General features: G+C 68.4%; 13 protein-coding genes. 8 read left to right on the forward strand and 5 right to left on the reverse strand.

What is annotated here, in order from left to right:
• The first annotated feature begins 35 nt into the window (after window positions 1–35).
• Window positions 36–1,124, forward strand: coding sequence for a hypothetical protein (locus ACH46_RS07605; RefSeq protein WP_157851022.1), 1,089 nt, complete (start codon window positions 36–38; stop codon window positions 1,122–1,124).
• On the opposite strand, the gene ACH46_RS07610 is transcribed toward ACH46_RS07605, so the two are convergent.
• Both ACH46_RS07610 and ACH46_RS07615 read right to left on the reverse strand, forming a co-directional pair.
• Window positions 1,121–2,128 carry an iron-siderophore ABC transporter substrate-binding protein gene (locus ACH46_RS07610; protein WP_120298705.1) on the reverse strand — a complete coding sequence of 336 codons (1,008 nt, stop codon included), beginning with the start codon at window positions 2,126–2,128 and terminating at the stop codon, window positions 1,121–1,123. The genes ACH46_RS07605 and ACH46_RS07610 overlap by 4 nt on opposite strands.
• Window positions 2,129–2,179: 51 nt before the next feature.
• A complete protein-coding gene (locus ACH46_RS07615) occupies window positions 2,180–3,043 on the reverse strand; it encodes a LysR family transcriptional regulator (protein WP_062392378.1) in 864 nt (287 codons plus the stop codon).
• Window positions 3,044–3,177: 134 nt separating this feature from the next.
• On the opposite strand from ACH46_RS07615, the gene ACH46_RS07620 reads away from it, so the two are divergent.
• From ACH46_RS07620 to ACH46_RS07630, 3 genes are all read left to right on the forward strand, one after another.
• Window positions 3,178–4,473 carry an NAD(P)/FAD-dependent oxidoreductase gene (locus ACH46_RS07620; protein WP_082399888.1) on the forward strand — a complete coding sequence of 432 codons (1,296 nt, stop codon included), beginning with the start codon at window positions 3,178–3,180 and terminating at the stop codon, window positions 4,471–4,473.
• A gap of 228 nt (window positions 4,474–4,701) precedes the next feature.
• Entirely contained in the window at window positions 4,702–5,910 is a 1,209-nt protein-coding gene (locus ACH46_RS07625) for a L,D-transpeptidase (RefSeq protein WP_120298706.1), read from the forward strand.
• Between the two features lie 218 nt (window positions 5,911–6,128).
• The gene (locus ACH46_RS07630; RefSeq protein ID WP_062392380.1) at window positions 6,129–7,271 is read left to right on the forward strand and encodes an acyl-CoA dehydrogenase family protein; all 1,143 of its coding nucleotides are present in this window, start codon (window positions 6,129–6,131) and stop codon (window positions 7,269–7,271) included.
• Window positions 7,272–7,349: 78 nt separating this feature from the next.
• Here the strand turns inward: ACH46_RS07630 and ACH46_RS07635 are convergent, their stop codons facing one another.
• Genes ACH46_RS07635 through ACH46_RS07645 form a run of 3 tightly spaced genes read right to left on the reverse strand, consistent with a single transcriptional unit; the run spans window position 7,350 to window position 12,081 of the window.
• Window positions 7,350–8,849: a pyridoxal phosphate-dependent decarboxylase family protein gene (locus ACH46_RS07635; RefSeq protein WP_062392381.1), complete on the reverse strand. Its 1,500-nt coding sequence runs from the start codon at window positions 8,847–8,849 to the stop codon at window positions 7,350–7,352.
• Window positions 8,846–10,180 carry an MFS transporter gene (locus ACH46_RS07640; protein ID WP_062392382.1) on the reverse strand — a complete coding sequence of 445 codons (1,335 nt, stop codon included), beginning with the start codon at window positions 10,178–10,180 and terminating at the stop codon, window positions 8,846–8,848. The genes ACH46_RS07635 and ACH46_RS07640 overlap by 4 nt, the downstream gene beginning before the upstream one ends.
• Window positions 10,177–12,081, reverse strand: a complete 1,905-nt coding sequence (locus tag ACH46_RS07645) for a membrane dipeptidase (RefSeq protein WP_082399483.1) — start codon at window positions 12,079–12,081, stop codon at window positions 10,177–10,179. Before ACH46_RS07645 ends, ACH46_RS07640 begins: the two co-directional genes overlap by 4 nt.
• Window positions 12,082–12,259: 178 nt before the next feature.
• On the opposite strand from ACH46_RS07645, the gene ACH46_RS07650 reads away from it, so the two are divergent.
• Genes ACH46_RS07650 through thiD form a run of 4 tightly spaced genes read left to right on the forward strand, consistent with a single transcriptional unit; the run spans window position 12,260 to window position 18,296 of the window.
• A complete protein-coding gene (locus tag ACH46_RS07650) occupies window positions 12,260–14,542 on the forward strand; it encodes a glycerol-3-phosphate 1-O-acyltransferase (RefSeq protein WP_082399486.1) in 2,283 nt (760 codons plus the stop codon).
• On the forward strand, window positions 14,539–16,044 hold the full coding sequence (locus tag ACH46_RS07655; protein WP_062392383.1) for an HAD-IB family hydrolase: 1,506 nt from the start codon (window positions 14,539–14,541) through the stop codon (window positions 16,042–16,044). Before ACH46_RS07650 ends, ACH46_RS07655 begins: the two co-directional genes overlap by 4 nt.
• A 55-nt stretch (window positions 16,045–16,099) precedes the next feature.
• Window positions 16,100–17,485 carry a wax ester/triacylglycerol synthase domain-containing protein gene (locus ACH46_RS07660; RefSeq protein WP_062395121.1) on the forward strand — a complete coding sequence of 462 codons (1,386 nt, stop codon included), beginning with the start codon at window positions 16,100–16,102 and terminating at the stop codon, window positions 17,483–17,485.
• A gap of 22 nt (window positions 17,486–17,507) precedes the next feature.
• A complete protein-coding gene (gene thiD, locus ACH46_RS07665; RefSeq protein WP_062392384.1) occupies window positions 17,508–18,296 on the forward strand; it encodes a bifunctional hydroxymethylpyrimidine kinase/phosphomethylpyrimidine kinase in 789 nt (262 codons plus the stop codon).
• Window positions 18,297–18,490 lie beyond the last annotated feature (194 nt).

Raw genomic sequence — 18,490 nt, forward strand, 5'->3', positions numbered from 1 at the left:
ATCGTCGACGGGGACAGACCGAAGGAGCGGAACCGATGACGCTGGTGCAGCCACCGAGGCATGCGGCTGTGGAGGACGACGAGTTCGAGGACTCCGGCATCACCGAGAACGGCATCACCGAGAACGCCGAGGCCGAGGTCGTGGACGAGCCGATCGACACCGCGGAGACCTTGTCGCGGAGAGGTGTCGGCCGCTGGATCCTCGCCGGTGTCGCGTTCCTCGCGACCCTGCTGATCGGTGTGCTCGCCGGCGGTGTGGCCTTCATGAACACTTCGCCGACCCTACGACCGCCCGCCGTGGACCTGAGCCCCGACCAGGTCGCGTCGGCCAAGGACTCCGTCTCGTCTGCGAAGATGATGATCGACCTGATGTCCACGGCGGTCGACAGCAGCACCGCGGGCATCGACAAGGTGATCTCCAGCATCGAACCGACTTTCAAGGCGATCGACACCGCGGCCGCCGCGGCTGATCAGATGGCGACCGGTCTCGCGGCCGCACCCACGCTGCAGACGGCGGCGACGCAGATCCAGCAGCTCGGCACCAGCGTCACCAAGGGACTCGACGAGGCAGGCAAGCTCGCGCAGTCGGCGAAGGACATCGACGAACTGATCACCCCGGTCATCGACAGCCTGTCGCGGAACAAGGTTCCCGGCGCCGACAAGACCATTGCCCAGCTCAAGTCCATGCAGACCGCGAGCCGCGACATCGCCGCTCAGCTCGGTGACCTCGGTCCGCTGCGCAACGAACTCAAGGCGGCGACCGACGCGACGGGACCGGCAGCCAAGGAGATCGACGGTGCGGTCGCGGGTGCGCGCACCGCGGCGAATCAACTGAAGGAAGGGCTGGCGAACCTGTCGTCGGCCAAAGCCGACACGGAGAAGGCCGCGGACGCGATGACCGGCGGCATCAAGCAGCTCAAGATCGCGCTCGGCACCGTCTCGAACAACCTCTCGTCGGCCGACGACTCACTGATGTCCGACGACGCAGCCCCCGCGTACGTCTACGACCACGCGAACCGCATCGGCAGCGGCATCGTCACCGGTGCGGCGACCGCGCTGGGACTGCTCGTCCTGGCGGCCGCCGCGTGGGGCGTCGTGCGGTGGCGTCGACGCGTGGCTGCCTAGCCCGCAGCCTTCGCCGCCTTCGACAACTGCGGGACGAAGCGGTCGAGCATCCACTGGAGATTCAGGACGTTCGGTGAACTGACCGCGAAGACCAGCGGGGGATCGACGACGGGGACATAGGCGCCTCGCTGGACGGCGCGGAGGTTGCGGAACGTCGGATTGCTCTCGGTGTCCGACTGCATCCCCTTCTCGAGGAACCACGCGGTCAGCACGTCGGCCGAGTACTTCGAGACGTTCTCCCAACTGACCTGCGCGGCGAACTTCCCCGCCGGTGCGGATTCACGAAGCGCGGTGAGTGCGAGCAGGGGAGTGAAGCCCATGGCCGCGAGCATCTGCACGCGCGGATCGGTGTCGAAGTAGTAGCCGAGGCTGCCCGGTGCGGTCGCACTGAACGAGGCGACGGTCTTGCCGGTGAACTCGGGATGCGATGCCTTCACGTCCGCGAGACGCTTCTCGCCCTGCTCGACGAGCTTCGCCGCGGCGTCGGACTTGCCGAGCGCCTTGCCGACGATGGTCGTTTGATCCTGCCAGCTGGTCTGCCAGTTCTTGCCCGGCTGCGCCACGGTCGGCGCGATCTGCGTCAGCTTCTCGTACTGGCCCGGGGTCAGGCCCGACTGCACGGACAGGATGAGGTCGGGGCGGAGTGCGGCGATGCGCTCGTAGGGGATTGCGTCGCTCTTCTCAGTGAGGAGCTCCGGCTTCTGGTCGCCGAGCGCGTCCTGCACCCAGGGGAGGATGCCATCGCCGGTTCCGGTGTTGGAACTCATGTCGCGCATGCCGACGGGGATCACGCCGAGAGCGATGGCCGCCTCGGTGCTGCCCCATCCGAGAGTCACGACGCGTTCGGGTGCGGCGGAGATCGTCGTGGTGCCGAGGGCCGAGGCGATGGAGACCGGGAAGCCGGGGCCTCCCGAGTTCACGGGTGCGTCTGTGGCCTCACCTCCGCAGGCGGTGAGGGTCACCACGAGGACGACGAGTGCAGCGGCGGCGGTCGTGAATCTCACGAGGCGTGGTCCTTTCTTCGGAATCTTGAAAGAAAGGCTAACCTATCCTAATTAACGTCGGTGTCCGCCTGACAGCTCGGTCAACAGATCGGCGACGAGGGGATTCGGTGCGGCGTCGACCCGCAGGGCCGCGGATGCGGTGAGGGTGAACGCCGGATTCCGGCGACAGATGATGCCGGGCTGCTTCAAGTCCTCGTAGAGGATGGTCCACGAATCGGGGTGATTGATCAGCTCGAAGGACACCGGGTGGCCCTCGCGGATCTCGGGGCCCAGGATCGCGGTGGCGCCGACCTTGGTGAAGACGCGATCGACGAGGTTGTGCAGCAGGCGCTGCTTCTCGACTGGCGGCAGGAGCAGCGGATACTCGGCGAGCTCCTCGGGCTTCGGCGGCCGCCCGAGCCTGGTCAGCGGGTGGCGCGGACTGAACGCCACGACCGGCTGCTCAATCCACAGGGGATCCAGGTACAGCCCGTCGAACTCGAGGCGGCCGCGGATCAGGGCGAGGTCGGCCTCACCGGAGGCGACGGCCTCGATGCGCTGAGTGAAGGGCTTGATCAGGAAGTCGATCTCGGCGTCGGGATGACGGTCGCGCAGGGTCGACACCGCGGCGAGCGCGGCGTTGGCGAACGACATGTTGGCGGCGATGCGCACCCGGTTCGGCTGCGGTCGAACCGCGGCGATCGCGTCGTCGCGCAGGCGCAGGAGTTCCCGGGCCCGGGGGAGGAGTGTCTCGCCGGCCTGGGTCAGCTCGACCCGCCGCGTGGAGCGGTCGAACAACGCCACCTCGAGCTCGCGCTCGAGCGCCGCGATCTGGTGACTGATGGCCGACTGCGAGACGAAGCAGTGCTCCGCGGCCTTCGAGAAGCCGCCGGTCTCGGCGACGGCGGTCAGGTACTCCAGCTGACGGAACTCCACATTCCCAATATATATGAATGAAACAGATCAATCTCATCACTAAACCGGTGGTCAGTTCGTTTGAAGGCGCTTCAATCATTTGGCACCGTGATTGATGAAAGCACTGCGAATCAGCATCGAAGGGGATGATCGACATGCGCAGCACCGACACCGTGGTGATCGGCTCGGGATTCGGCGGTTTGGCCGCGGCCAAGCAACTCGCGAAGTCGGACGTGGAGACCGTGCTGATCTCCGCGACGCCGGAACACCTGTTCCAGCCGCTGCTGTACCAGGTGGCGACGGGGGTCCTCGCCGCCGAGGAGATCGCACCGCCCGTCGCCGAGGTGCTGTCGGACAAGGAGACGGTCAGCGTCGTCGAGGGGCGTGTCACCGCGCTCGACGCCGACGCGAAGGTCGTGACGTATCAAGGCGCGACAGGGGTCGAACAGATCGCGTACCAGTCGTTGATCGTGGCGGCCGGGGCCAGCCAGGGATACTTCGGTCACGACGAGTGGGCCGACCGCACCTTCTCGCTGAAGACGCTCGACGACGCCGTTACGCTGCGCGCCCACCTGCTCGACTGCTTCACCGCGCCCGCGGACGACGAGACCGCCCACACCTTCGTAGTGGTCGGCGGCGGCGCCACGGGTGTCGAGGTGGCGGGCCAGATCCGCGAGCTCGGCGCGCGCTACTTCACCGACGCGCCGGCGAAGGTGTACCTCGTCGAAGGTGCGGGCGACGTGCTGCCGGTCTACGGCGGGCGCCTGTCGAAGTTCACGCGGAAGACCCTCGGGAAGGCCGGCGTCGACATCCTCACCGACACCTTCGTGACGGACATCGACGGGGACGCGGTCACCGTCCGCTCGGCGGACGGGACCGAGCGCGTGCTGAAGGCGCAGACCGTGGTGTGGTCTGCAGGAGTGAAGGCGACACCGCTCGCCGCCGTCGTCGCCGAGGCCACCGGATGCGACACCGATCGAGCCGGTCGGCTCCTCATCAATCCGGATCTGACCGTCGGCGGTCGTGCGGACGTCTTCGCCATCGGCGACATGACGAGCCTGAACAACTACCCCGGGCAGAGTCCCGTCGCGATGCAGCAGGGGCGGCACGCGGCCGACACGATCCGCGGCGCCGTCTCGCGCGGCACGCGCTTCAAGTACCTCGACAAGGGGAGCATGGCGGTGGTGAATCGGCACAACGCCGTCGTCGACGCCCCGTTCGGCTTGAAGCTCACCGGCTTCCTGGGCTGGCTCGCCTGGCTGGGAGTGCACCTGTTCTATCTGGTCGGTTTCCGCAATCGCGTCGGCGCCGTCGTGTCGTGGTTCCGGTCGTTCGCGGGCAAGGCTCGTCCCGGGTTCGCTGATGTCCTCGCGACGATCGACGACGGGTCCGGCGTCACCCGGGGACCGGCTCCTACGGAGACGGACGAACTGCAGGAGTCGGTCGCCTGACGGCGAAGGCCCCGATCGGACCGCACTGACCCTGAACTGCATGTTCAGGGTCAGTGTGCGTCTGTTCAGGTGAATTTCCTCCGTTTGACGTCCTCGGGGTCGTTCGCGTGAATGATGTGTGTCGCTCCACACGCGTCGATGTGGAGCGGCGGGGGTGGGTTCCGTACAATAAAACGGGAACTGGGTCCGCTTCGAGGCGGGCCCGATCAGTGAATTCTTGGGAGAACAATGCGTTTTCGTTGGATGCGCGATCATCGTGTGGGGGCGAAGGCCACGACGGTTTTCGTGTTCCTCGCAGCAATCGCGCTGCTTTCGTCGTGCAGCAGCTACGGCGATACGGTTCACGCGAACGGTGAGTTCGGCGACATGATCAAGCCGGCCATCGCCGTCACCGACGAGGCGGGTAAGCCGCTGGCGCAGGGTGAGGTCGGCGTGCAGCCCGGCCGGCCGATCGTCGTGACCGCCACCGAGGGGGCCATCGCCAAGGTCACCATTCCGAAGGCTGACGGCACCCCGATCAAGGGCACCATCAGCGAGGACGGCACCAAGTGGACCAGTGCCGAGCCCTTCGGCTACGGCAAGCGCTACTCGGTCACCGCTGACGCCATCGGCGTCGGCGGCAAGACCACCAGCACCACCAGCTTCCGGACGCGCGCACCCGACAACGTGACGATGGCGTACATCAGCCCGCCCGACGGCGCGACCGTCGGCGTCGCTCAGCCGGTCGGCGTCCGCTTCGACGAGAGTATTCCGGACCGCAAGGCGGCGCAGGACGCGATCACCGTGACCACCAGCCCCAACGTGAAGGGCGCGTTCTACTGGATCAGCGACCGCGAGGTCCGCTGGCGTCCCGAGCACTTCTGGAAGACCGGCACCAAGGTCAGTATCAAGGTCAACACCTTCGGCATCGACCTGGGCGACGGCCTCTTCGGTCAGGAGAACGTCTCGTCGTCGTTCACCGTCGGCCGACACATGGAGCTGGTGGCCGACGACAACACCAAGATGGTGAACGTCATCAAGGACGGCAAGGTGATCCGCTCGATGCCGACCTCGATGGGTAAGGCGAGTGCGCCGACCGACAACGGCATCTACATCATCGGCGACCGCCTGGACAACATCATCATGGACTCCTCGACGTACGGCGTCCCGACGGACTCGGCAGACGGCTACCGCACCCCGGTCGACTATGCGACGCAGATGTCCTACAGCGGCATCTACCTGCACTCCGCGCCGTGGTCGGTGTGGGCGCAGGGCAATACGAACACGAGCCACGGCTGCCTGAACCTGAGTCCGGAGAACGCGCTCTGGGTCCTGCAGAACACGCTGCGCGGCGACCCCGTCACCGTGAAGAACACGATCGGCCCGGAGCTCCCTGGCACCGACGGCCTCGGCGACTGGAACATCCCGTGGTCGACGTGGTCGAAGGGCAACGCCTGATCTGATCGACGTCCTGCGAGGAGGCCCGGAACCGCATGGTTCCGGGCCTTTCTCGTGTCGTCGACCCGGTCTACCGGTGTGCGACGGTCCCTGCGCGACGATGTCATTGAACGATGTTAAGATCACTGAGCACGCAATTCCGATACGGCTGTATAGTCGCGGGTGATGTGGGCCGCGGGCCCATCAGTCACTGACACTCGAGATAGGTAGCTCAACACATGGCACGACGTCCTTCGTGGGAGACCGAAGACCTCACCGCGCTGCGCGAGATGGCGCGCGCATTCTGTGAGAAAGAGGTCGCCCCGAACACCGAACGCTACATCGAACAGCATCACGTCGACCGTGAGCTGTGGAGCAAGGCCGGCGAGGTCGGCCTGCTGTGCATGTCGATCCCGGAGGAGTACGGCGGCGGTGGCGGCACCTTCGCCCACGAGGCCGTTCTGATCGAGGAGCAGGCGCGCGTCGTCGACTCGGCGTGGGGCCAGAGCCTGCACAACGGCATCGTCGCGCACTACATCCTGGCGTACGGCTCGGAGGAGCAGAAGAAGCACTGGCTGCCGAAGATGGCCTCCGGTGAGGTGGTCGGCGCCATCGCGATGACTGAGCCCGGCACCGGCTCGGACCTGCAGAACGTCAAGACCAAGGCGATCAAGGACGGCGACGACTACGTCATCGACGGTTCCAAGACGTTCATCACCAACGGCGGCCAGGCCGACCTGGTGGTCGTCGTCGCCAAGACCGACACGTCCGAGGGCGCCAAGGGCATCTCCCTGATCCTCGTCGAGACCGACCGCGAGGGCTTCAGCCGCGGCCGCATCCTCGACAAGGTCGGCATGCGCGGCCAGGACACCGCCGAGCTGAACTTCACCGGCGTCCGCGTCCCGCAGTCCAACCTGCTCGGCACCGAAGAGGGCCAGGGCTTCGTCCAGCTGATGATGCAGCTGCCGCAGGAGCGTCTGATCATCGGTGTCGCGTCGGTCGCCGGCATGGAGGTCGCACTCGCGAAGACGCTCGAGTACACCAAGGAACGCACCGCGTTCGGGCGTCCGATCTTCGGTTTCCAGAACACCAAGTTCAAGCTCGCCGAGGTCGCGACCGAGGCCCACGTGGCTCGCGTGTTCATCGACGACTGCATCGAGCAGCACCTGCGCGGTGAGCTCGACATCCCGACGGTCGCGATGTCGAAGTGGTGGACCACCGAGCGTGCGATGCAGGTTGCCGACACCTGCCTGCAGCTGTTCGGCGGCTACGGCTACATGAACGAGTACCCGATCGCCCGCATGTGGGCGGACAACCGCGTCCAGATGATCTACGGCGGCACCAACGAGATCATGAAGGAGATCATCTCGCGCGCTCTGTGATGCGAGCGGGCTGAGAATCCCGATCCAGACCGCCCGACCGGGTATCCCGGTCGGGCGGTCGTCTGTCTCGGGGCGCTCTCAGGGATTGGTGAAGGCGGCCAGGAACTCGGCCAGCATCTTCGCGGTCACCGGTCGGGGCAGGACGTCGATCGCAGCGATCACCGCACCGATGTCCAGGGCGTCCGACGCCGCCGACGGATCGGTGTGCGGGTCGATCCCGGCTCCGACCAGGACAGACTCGGTGGTCGCCGAGTCCAGAGCGAGAGCGTCGGCGACCGACACAGCACCGGAGCCGAAGGCATCGGCGAGGTCGCGCAAAGCGGTCGGAGCGGGGGTGGCCCGCTGGCCGCGAGCGGCGTCGGCGGCGTCGACGAGCGCGGCGACCAGCTCCGGCTGAACCCGTCGCGTCACCGGCGTCACCGTCACGTGGGTGCTGGCGGCGAGGTCGACGCCGTCGGGCTGGGTGTAGCGGGGCTGGGCCTGCAGGGTGAAGCCGCGCGCAGCCGCCTCGTCGGCCCAGCGATGCGGATCGATGGGCGTCGGCGCATCCGGATCGGCGGCGACGGCGAAGACCGGACCGCGCGGACGCCCGATGATCCGCAGGCCGTCGATCCCGTCGACCGTGTCGACCAGCGCGTCTCGCGCTGCCGCGATGTCGGCGACGAGTCCGGCGAACCCGTCGGCGCCGAGGTACCGCGCGATGGCCCAGGCGGACGCCGTACCCGCCGCCGATCGCGAGCCGAGCAGCGTCGGGTTGACGATCGGGTACCCGGGCCAGTCGGCGGTCGCGAAGAATCCGGCCCGGTGTCGGTCGCGGTCGGCGTGCAGCAGGATCGACGCGCCCTTGGGGGAGTACCCGTACTTGTGGAAGTCGGCCGACAGGCTGGTGACGCCCGGCGTCGACAGATCCCACGCCAGGAGGTCATCGGGCCACCATGCGAGGGCGAAACCGCCGAGGCAGGCGTCGACATGCAGCGGGACACCGCGTTCCAGCGCGACGGCTCCGATCTCCGCGATCGGATCCACCGCGCCGGTCGGGTAGTTGGGCGCCGACGCCACCAGCAGCACGGTCCCGTCGTCGATGCGGTCGGCCATCGCCGCGGCCGAGACCTCGGTGGTCATCGCATCGACCGGGACGCGTCGCACCTCGATGCCGAAGATGTCGCCGGCCTTGAGGAATGCGGCGTGCACCGTCGCCGGAGCCACGATGTTCGCCCGTGACCGGGCGACGCCGCTCGCCCGCCACGCAGCCAGCACCGCGAGGAGACAGCTCTCGGTGCCGCCCGACGTGACCGTGCCGACCGCGTCCGCAGACCCGAACGCCTCGCGCGCGAAACCGACCAGATCGCGTTCCATGGCGGCGACCGAGCCGAACACCGTCGGATCGAGGCCGTTCACCGGCCGCACCAGATCGGCCGCCGCGGCAGCCAGCTCGTCGAGGCGCTGCCGTCCGCTGTCGTACACGTACGAGAGGACGTGTCCGCCGTGCGTGGGTGCGTCCGCCGCGCGGAGGCGTCGAAGCTCTGCGAGGACCGTGTCGGGGTCCTGGCCGGGCCGCTGATCGGAAACGGGACTCACGAGGTCTTCTTTCGGTCGTATCGGAGGAGCAGAAGCATGCTGGCGGCGACCAGGACCGCGGGCAGGAGGGAGAAGCCCGCGGTGATCCCGACGACGGCACAGCGCGGCTGGTCGACGACGGTGTCGGCCGACGACGACACGAATCCGGTCGCGGCCAGCACCAACAGATAGAGCCCGGGGCCGACGGCCATGCCGAGGGTCTCGCCGGCGGTCCACAACCCGGACAGCGCTCCGCCCTGATCGCGGCCGGTGGCGCGGGTGTGCTCGTCGATCACATCGGGCAGCATCGCCAGCGGAAAGGTCTGCATCCCCGCATAGCCGATGCCAGTCAGGATCACCACCGCGAACACCCACGGGCCCGGCGCGCCGATCGCGATCGCCAGGAGGAGGTCGGCGGCCAGGAACACCGCGGATGCCGTGAACAGGCCGCGCAGCTTCCCGAATCGTCGGCCGACGCGGACCCACAGCGGCATCACCAGCAGGGCGGGCGCCACCAGCGCCAGGAACAGCGGCGTCAGTGCACCGGCGTCGTCGAGCACGTAGGTGGCCAGATACTGCGCGCCGGCCAGCATCACCGCGCTCGCCAGTGCTTGGATCACGAAGACGGCGAGCAGGATCCGATAGTGATGGTGGTCGCGGGCGGCCCGGAAGGCGGCACGACCGTCCGTGCGCGACACGGGGACGGAGGCCGGTGCCCGTCGCGCGGCAGAGCCCGCGATCGCGGTCGAGACCGCCATGCCTGCCGAGATCAGGGCGACGGACACCGCCGCCATCACGAGGTAGCCGGCGGCACCGCCGCCGAGGGCGTCGCGGATTGCGGGGGCGCCGGCGCCGATCACCAGGATCGCGAGCGCCAGCACGGCGATCCGGGCCGAGATCAGTCGTGTCCGCGCGTGATAGTCGGGCGTCAGATCGGTCGGCAACGCGATGTACGGCACCTGGAAGAAGGCGTAGGCGATGGCGGCCGCGGTGAAGAAGACCAGGACCCACAGCGCGCCGAGGACGGGCGGCAGGGACGTCGGCGCGGCGAAGGTGAGGACGAACAGTGGGACGATCGCCGCCGTACCGATCCACATCAGCCGGGTCCGCGTGCCGGTGGCGGCGAACGCCGCGTCGTTGCGGGCGCCGATGATCGGGTTGACCAGGACGTCGACGATCTTCGGGATCACCACGACCACCGACGCCAGCAGTGCGCTGACCGCGAGGGTGTCGGTGAGGTAGTACGCGAGCACGAGGCCGGGGAGCACGCCGAAGCCGCCGGTGCCGACGCTGCCCGCCGCGAATCCCGCCGTGACCCGGCGGGGAACCGCGACGTGCTGCGGGGCGGTCATCGGCGGTAGGCCTCGACGCGACCCCACAGTCGGGCATACGCCTCGGCACCTCGGTAGAGGTCTCCGACCACCGCGTCGCCGTCCTTTCCGGCGGCCACCCGCAGGCTCTCGATCCAGTCCGGGATCATTCCGTAGTGCGCGGTGCCGTCGACGTTGACGTCGAAGACGCGCGTTCCGGTGCGCTGTCTGCCCACGCGGGTGCCGTCGGGCATCACGAACGGGTACGTCACCGGCCGTGACGACGTCGTCGACAACGGCGGCGCCTGCTTCCCGAGCCCGTTCATGTCGGGACCGTATCCGATGCCGAGGAAGCTGCCGGGGCGTGCCGCAGCGCGGACCGTGCGCCAGTTGGCGAGAAACGAACTGCGGTGATTGTCGCCGCGTGCGGGGAGCGGTCCCTGCGCGTACAGGCCGACGGCGCCGCCCGCCGCGAGGATCCGGCGGTAGTTCTTCGCGTCGGTCCAGTCGTGCGATGACACGACACCCGGATAGTGGCGAGCCGCCAGCAGGTCGAGCACCCGCGTCGACGACTTCGCCGACAGATGGTCCACGTCGATCACCATGCGACGGTCCACCGCGGCGTTCACCGCGTACTCGCCGAGTCCCGTCAGGCCGCGGACGTTGCACTGGCCGGGAGCGCCGAGCGGAGGGGTGTTGTCGGAGAGTCCGTTGCGGCACGCCTGCGTCCGCCACAGGCCGCCTCCCGCGTAGACCTGCCCGATCTCGACGCCGATGCCGGTGAGGTCGGAGTCCATGCGGGCGCCGCCGAGGGCGTTGTCGAACTTGTGCGTCAGGATCACCTGTCGCACGCCGAGGCGACGCAGCTCATCCATCCCGCGGTCGATGTCACCGGTGGTGCATAGTGCGCGACCGTTGGCTTGTCCGCACCCGAACGGCTCGGAGATCTCGATGCCCATGGTCACCGCGAGCTTCCCCGATTCGACGATCCGCCGCAGCTGCGCCTCGTCGGTCGCGAGCCGGAGGAAGCCGCGTCCGGGCCCGCCGGCCTGCGCATCGATGTAGTCGCGCAGGTCCAGCAGCATCCGGTGCTGAATGCGGACCGACTCCATCTCGTTGCACGGCTGATCGTTGAGCGGATAGATCTCGCACAGCACGCGGTTCTGCACGAAGTAGTTGTTGAGCACGCGGAGCCCCGATCGCCAGGCGCGCTCGAGCCATCGATAGTAGGTCTGCTCGTGCGTCAGGGAGTTCCACCGCGGCCAGCCGCCGAAGGTCGGCCACCCCCGCGTGTCGTGCGGGCCGGGTTCGGACAGGATCTGCTCGCCGACCGCGGGCCACCCGTCGGGTCGGTGATCGGGACAGTCCTGCAGGGCGTCGGTGACACCGAGTGGGCTGAAGGGCTTCCCGCAGTGGATGCGGCCGCCGAGGAACTGATAGGCCATCAGGTGTGCGTGCGAGTCGGCGAAGCCCGCCAGATTCCCGTTCGCGTCGGTCCCGGAATGCGGGGCGCCGGTGACGTTGAGCTCGGCCTCGGGAAAGGTACGGCACCCCGTCGCCGGGGAGAGGCGCACGCTTCTGGTCCTCCCACCCGGCGTCGCCATGCGATACGACTGCCCGATACGCGTCACCGTCCACACCGCGGCCGGGGTCGGTCGCCGAGTCCTCGTGATCGTGCCGTCGCGCTCGGTGAGCACGGTGCCCGCGGTGTCGTAGAACAGGAACTCGCCCAGTCCTGCGGCCTTCACGCTCGACGGGCCGCGGCCGACCAGCGGTCGGCCGGCGACATCGGTCAGGTGCACGCAGGCGCCGGCGAGGTCGTAGGCGGGACTGCCCGGCACGGTGTCGGCGGAGGACGCTGCGGTCGGTGCCGTGAGGAGGGCGACGACCGTCGTCGCCGCCACGAGGAGGTTTCGCGCGGAACGGAGGACTGCGACGGTCATCACACCCCGAGTAGATCAGACGATCAACTCCATTGGCTGGGATTCCGCATAAACCAGTTCGGCCGATGTCACAGGGTTTCGCCTCGATTCGGATCCGGTGAGGGCGGGCATCGGCGACAATGGCACCGGTGACCCGGCCGTATGCTTCGGGTGAGTTCAGTCGTCAAGGGGTGCAATTTTGGGTGAGATCGTTCTGGCCGACACTCGGACCGGAGTCGAGCAGGAGATGGTCGTCGAATGGGCCACGCGTGAGCATCCCGGTGTCGAGGTCCGCACGCTCGACGAGATCGACATCGCCGGACTGGACCCCGCGACGGTCCTGATTCCGGCCCGCGTGGTGTGGCTGCCGCCTGTCCGCCGCGGTCAGCGCAAGGTGGCGCTCGCCGACGCGATCGTCCTGTCCAATCCGCGGCGACCTCCGGCCTTCCGCCAGCAGGCCATCCGGCGGATGGGACCCGATCGCGCCCGCGTGGTGCAGGGCGTCGCGGCCTCGGTCGCCGAGCTCGGCGACCGCTACGAGGAGCAGCAGGCAGAAGGGGAGTCGTTCGCGGCCTTCGTCGGCATGCGCGCCGCACTGTCGGCCGAACGCGCCGAACTGGAAGTGGTCGGCACGCGCTACAAGGTGCCGCGGCTCGTGGCCGAACAGATCAGCTCGTCGGCGCGATTCCAGGCCGCGGCCGCCGAACTCGCCACTGCGCTCGGCCGCACCGCGTCGTCGGTCACCCAGGAGGCCACCGACAAGCTGGGGACCTTCGTCGCCACGCAGAGCCGCCTGGTCCAGGACCTGTTCACCTCCACCTTCCGCGGTCTCTACGAGCGGGCCTGGTCGGTGTCCGCTGACCTGGACACCCTCAGCGAACTGCGCGCCCTCAACAAGCAGAGCTCCCTCGTCTTCCTCCCGTCGCACCGGTCGTACGTCGACTCCCTCATCCTCGCCAGCGTCCTCGACCAGCACGACTTCCCGCCCAACCTCGTCCTCGGCGGCGAGAACCTCGCGTTCTGGCCGATGGGCCCGATCGCGCGTCGTGCCGGCACCATCTTCATCCGTCGCAAGTTCGGCTCGGACCCGGTGTACAAGCTCGCCATGCGCTCGTACCTCTCGTTCATCGTCGAGAAGCGCTTCAATCTGGAGTGGTACATCGAGGGCGGCCGCAGCCGCACCGGCAAGCTCCGTCCGCCGATGCTCGGACTGCTTGCGTACGTGGCCGACGCCGTCGAGGCGCTCGACGACCACGACGCCATGATCGTCCCCACCTCGATCGTCTACGACCAGCTGCCCGAGATCGCCGCCATGGCGCGTGAGTCCGCGGGCGGCACCAAGACGCCCGAGGACCTGAAATGGCTGCTCAAGTACGCGCGCGGCCAGCGCACCTATCGCGGTGAGGCGCGCGTCCGCTTCGGTGAACCGTTCTCGCTGCGCCAGGCACTGGCCGAGGCGGGCACCGGCCGGGTCCGCCTCGAGAAGGTCTCGTTCAAGGTGATGGACGAGATCAACGCCGCGACGCCGATCTCGGCGACGTCATTGGCCGGCTTCGCCCTGCTCGGCGCCGAAGATCGTGCGTACACGGCCCACGAGATCGAAGTGATCCTGGCGCCGCTCCTCGACTACATCAGTGCACGGTCGCTGCCCGGGCCCGACCCGGCGCTCTGCCGCGGACTCGGCCTCCTCGACACCCTCCGCGAACTGACCGACGCCGAGGTCCTGCAGACCTTCGACGGCGGCAGCGAGCAGATCTGGTCCATCGCGCCCGGCAACCACGCGGTCGCCGCGTACTACCGCAACGGCGCACTGCACCACTTCGTGCTCCGCTCCATCGTCGAGCTCGGCATGCTCGCGGTCTCCGACGGTGACGTCGTCGAAGGTAGCCCGGCGCCCGACGCGCAGGCCGATCCGTCCGAAGGGCTGCTCGCACCCGCCCAGCAGGAGGCGCTCCGGATCCGCGACCTCCTCAAGTTCGAGTTCTTCTTCCCGGCCAAGCAGGAGTTCCTCCACCGGCTCGGCGCGGAGATGGACCTGGTGGCACCGGGATGGCGCGCCGGAACCCTGGACAAGGACGGCGTCCACTCCGTTCTCCTCGCCAAAGCCGGTCAGCTCTTCGCCCGCCGCACCCTGCAGACCTTCTTCGACGCGCAACTCGTCGTCGCGCAGCGGCTCGTCGCCTTGGGAGCCGAGGAGAAGGACAAGGAGACCGTCCTGGCAGACTGCTTGGGGCTGGGACGGCAGTTGTCGCTGCAGGGCGTGGTTCCGAGCAAGGACTCGGTGTCGCGCGAACTGTACGACGCCGCCTACCAGCTGGCGGACAACCGCGGCGCCGTCGGCGGACCGTCGTTCGACGATGTGATGACGGCGCGTCGGACGTGGCTGGCCGAGGTGGAGACGATGCGTGCCCGTCTGGAGCGGCTGGCGGCGATCGAAGCCCAGCAGGCGGCTGAGACCGAGGAGAAGGAGACCGAGCAGTGAGTCCATTGGCCGATCGGCTGCGCCAGATCGCGGCGGCACCCGAGGGAAAGCAGGTGTGCGCGTTCTTCGACTACGACGGCACCCTGCTCGAGGGCTTCTCGGCCACCGCCATCCTGCGGGCCAGGCTGCGGAGCATGGAGTTCACCGGCGGTGAACTGCTCGACGGCCTGATGATCGGACTGCGCGGCTGTTCATCGGAGCAGGACTACGCCGAAGTCCTCGAAGCCACCAAGCCCGCGTTCACCGGTAAGACCTACGCGGAACTGCTCGCGATGGGCGAGCAGCTGTTCAAGCAGGACACCGCGGCCAAGCTGCGACCGCAGATGTGGCAGGTGATCCGCGCGCACCGGGCCAAGGGACACCGGATCGTGATCGCGTCGTCGGCCACCCGGTTCCAGATCGAGCCGATCGCCAAGCAGATCGACGCCGACCATGCGCTGGCGACGGACGTCGAGGTGGTCGACGGGATCGTCACCGGCCGGATCCTCGGCCGACCGCTGTGGGGACCGGGCAAAGCGGCCGCGGTCCGTCGCCTGGCGAAGGAGTACGACCTCGATCTGGAGTCGTCGTTCGCCTACAGCGACGGCAACGAGGACGTCCCCTATCTGGAGTCGGTCGGCAACCCGGCGGCCGTCTCGCCGCAGCGTGAGCTGCGTGCCGTCGCCGAGAGTCGCGGCTGGCCGATCCTGGACCTGCACAATCCGACGTACAACAAGCTCGGCATGATGGCCCGGACCAGCGCCTTCTACGGGTCGTTCCTGGGCGGTGCCGCCGTCGGCTTCGCCAAGGGACTCCTCAGCGACGACGGCACTGACGCGATGCAGGGCGCCGTCTCCGCAGGCATCGACACCGGCTTCGCCCTCGCCGGCGTCCGCGTCGAGGTGCTCGACGGCCACGAGTACCTGACGTCCGCACGCCCGTGCGTCTTCCTGTTCAACCACCAGTCCAAGCTCGATCTGCCGGTGATGATCCACCTGATCCGCCAGCAGGCGACCGGCGTCGCGAAGAAGGAGATCCGCGACCTGCCGCTGTTCGGCAAGATCCTCCAGGTGGGCGGCGTGGCCTTCATCGACCGCGCCAACGCCGGCAAGGCCATCGAACAGTTGGAGCCGGTGGTCCGCAAGATCCAGGACGAGCAGTTCTCGCTGGTCGTCGCGCCGGAGGGCACCAGGTCGGCGACCCCGCGGATCGGCACGTTCAAGAAGGGGCCGTTCCACATCGCGATGACCGCCGGTGTTCCGATCGTCCCCGTCGTCCTGCGCAACGCGGGTGAACTGATGTGGCGCGGCGCGCAGTTGATCAAGCCGGGCACCGTCGAAGTGCGGGTGCTGCCGCCGATCGACACGACCGGCTGGGTTCCGGAGAAGGCGGGGGAGTACGCGGAGGACGCGCGTCAGCGGTATCTCGACGCGCTGGCCGACTGGCCGGTCACGGCCTTCGACGACGGCCGCATGACCAGAACCATGGGAATCTTCGAATGGCAGGAGCGTAAGCGTGACTGAGCCGGGTGCAGGCAACGAGGCTGATCAGCCGCTGGACTGGGGCACCGAACCGGAGATGAGCGCCGTCGACACCGTGATGTGGCGCGGCGACGCCGACCGGCGGCTGCGGTCGACGATCTCGGTGGTCGAGGTCTACGACACCGAGCCCGACTGGGATCGTTTCCTCGCGGCGCACGACTGGGGCACCCGGATGGCTCCGCGCTTCCGGCAGCGGGTGATCGATTCTCCGTTCAACACCGGCACCCCGAGCTGGGAGGTGGACCCGGACTTCGACCTCCACTATCACCTGCGGCGGGTCCGGCTGGCCGGTGACGGCTCGATGCGCGAGCTGTTCACGCTGTGCGAGCAGCTCGCGATGACGCCTCTCGACTCGGCGCGACCGCCGTGGGAGGGCTACCTCATCGACGGTCTCGCGGACGGTAAGACCGCATACCTGCTGAAGGCGCATCACGCGCTCACCGACGGACTCGGAGCGATCCGCGTCATCGCGCAATTGCATTCGACCACCCGCGATCCGATCCCGGGCAAACCGCAGCCCGCGGCGCCCATCCCGCGCGATCTGTCGCCGCTCGACGTCCTCACCAGGCAGATCGGGGAGGAGATCACCCGACTGCCGAAGGTGGCGGGGCTGGCCGTCGACGGAATCAAGTCGCTGGCCGACCCGAAGAAGGCCCTCAGCCGCGTCCTCCGATACGGCCGCTCGGTGCCGCGCGTGGCGGGCATGATCAGCCCGCAGGGCTCGCCGCTCCTCGCGGGGCGCAGCGTGTCCTGGCGCTTCCTCGCGTTCGAAGCCCCCTTCGACGCCGTCCACGCCGCCGCGAAGGCGACCGGCGCGTCGGTCAACGACGTCTACCTCGGCGGCCTGATCGGCGGCTTCCGCAGGTATCACGACGCGATGGGCGCCTCCGTCGAGTCGATCCCCGTCGCGATCCCGATCTCGGTGCGCAAGCCCGACGATCCCGCGGGCGGCAACCGGATCGCGGTCGGACGACTGGCCGGCCCCGTCGGGATCGACGATCCGTTCGAGCGAGTCCTGACCATCCGCGAGCAGGTGCGCGCCGCACGGTCCGAGCCGGCCGTCGACGTCTTCAACACCATCGGCCCGGTCCTCGCCTGGTTGCCGGGACCGCTCCTGACCCAGTTCAGCGGCACCACCTCGCAGAACGACCTGCAGGCCAGCAATGTGCCGGGGATTCCGTGGGAGACGTTCATGGCCGGTGCCAAGGTGGAGCGGATGTTCCCGTTCGGGCCGCTGCCCGGCTGCGCGGTGATGGCCACGATGATCACCCACAACGGCACCGCGTGCGTCGGCATCAACCTCGACGCCGCCGCCGTCACCGACCAGAACCTGTTCGCCGACTGTCTCGTCGACGGGTTCAACGAGGTCCTGGATCTGGTGGAGGGGGAGCCGACGGGCAGGCTGGTCCGCGTCATCGACTGACGCACCCGGTAAGTTCGTGGGCGTGGTTGACTTCGCATATGTCATCGCCGGATCCGAAGCGACCGGCGGAGCTGGGATTCAGACGGACCTGAAGACCTTCCAGGAACTGGGTGCGTTCGGACTCGGCACCATCACCTGCATCGTCTCGTTCGATCCGAAGAACGACTGGGGCCACCGGTTCGTGCCGGTGGACCCGCAGGTGATCGCCGACCAGATCGAAGCCGCGACCTCCGCCTACGACCTCGACGTCGTCAAGGTCGGCATGCTCGGCACACCCGCGACCATCGACGTGGTCGCCGAGGCGCTCGGCGGCCAGTCGTGGCGGCACGTCGTCCTCGATCCGGTCCTGATCTGCAAGGGCCAGGAGTCGGGCGCCGCCCTCGACACCGACACGGCCCTGCGCGCGAAGGTCCTCCCGCAGGCCACCGTCGTCACCCCCAACCTGTTCGAGGCGACGACGCTCTCCGGGATGGACGCGATCGAGACGGTCGACGACCTCGTCGAGGCCGCCCGCCGCATCCAGGGTCTCGGACCGCAGTACGTGCTGGCCAAGGGCGGCGTGGAGTTGCCGGGCGACGACGCCGTCGACGTCCTGTACGACGGCACCGACGTCACGGTCCTCCGGTCGCCGAAGATCGGCGAGGAGCGGGTCTCGGGCGCCGGCTGCACGCTGGCCGCAGCTCTGACCGCCGAACTCGCGAAGGGCGCGTCTGTCGCCGACGCGGCCGCCCGCGCCAAGGAGTTCACCGCCGCCGCCATCGCCGCCCGCGTCACCGGCAACCTGCCGTTCGCCGCCGTGCGCCAGGGCTGACTCAGGCATCCGCGTAAGTCGCCGTCAGAAGCTGGATTCAGAACCCAGCTTCTGACGGCGAATTACGCGGACAGACCGCCGCGCTCGAGTCTTCGACGAAAGACGAAACGGCACCGGCGAGGTGGTGCCTCGCCGGTGCCGTTCGTTGTGTCGCGTCTGACCCGGTACTGGGGGTCGCCCAGGACAAGGTGAGG

Origin of the sequence: Gordonia phthalatica (assembly GCF_001305675.1) — a bacterium.
Taxonomy (GTDB): Bacteria; Actinomycetota; Actinomycetes; order Mycobacteriales; family Mycobacteriaceae; genus Gordonia; species Gordonia phthalatica.

What these genes read in the sequence shown, in the direction of transcription:
- ACH46_RS07660 (WP_062395121.1), top strand. Translation starts at nt 16,100, where the DNA reads ATGAGCGCCGTCGACACCGTGATGTGGCGCGGCGACGCCGACCGGCGG.
- ACH46_RS07625 (WP_120298706.1), top strand. Translation starts at nt 4,702, where the DNA reads ATGCGTTTTCGTTGGATGCGCGATCATCGTGTGGGGGCGAAGGCCACG.
- ACH46_RS07640 (WP_062392382.1), bottom strand. Translation starts at nt 10,180, where the DNA reads ATGACCGCCCCGCAGCACGTCGCGGTTCCCCGCCGGGTCACGGCGGGA.
- ACH46_RS07645 (WP_082399483.1), bottom strand. Translation starts at nt 12,081, where the DNA reads ATGACCGTCGCAGTCCTCCGTTCCGCGCGAAACCTCCTCGTGGCGGCG.
- ACH46_RS07605 (WP_157851022.1), top strand. Translation starts at nt 36, where the DNA reads ATGACGCTGGTGCAGCCACCGAGGCATGCGGCTGTGGAGGACGACGAG.
- ACH46_RS07630 (WP_062392380.1), top strand. Translation starts at nt 6,129, where the DNA reads ATGGCACGACGTCCTTCGTGGGAGACCGAAGACCTCACCGCGCTGCGC.
- ACH46_RS07620 (WP_082399888.1), top strand. Translation starts at nt 3,178, where the DNA reads ATGCGCAGCACCGACACCGTGGTGATCGGCTCGGGATTCGGCGGTTTG.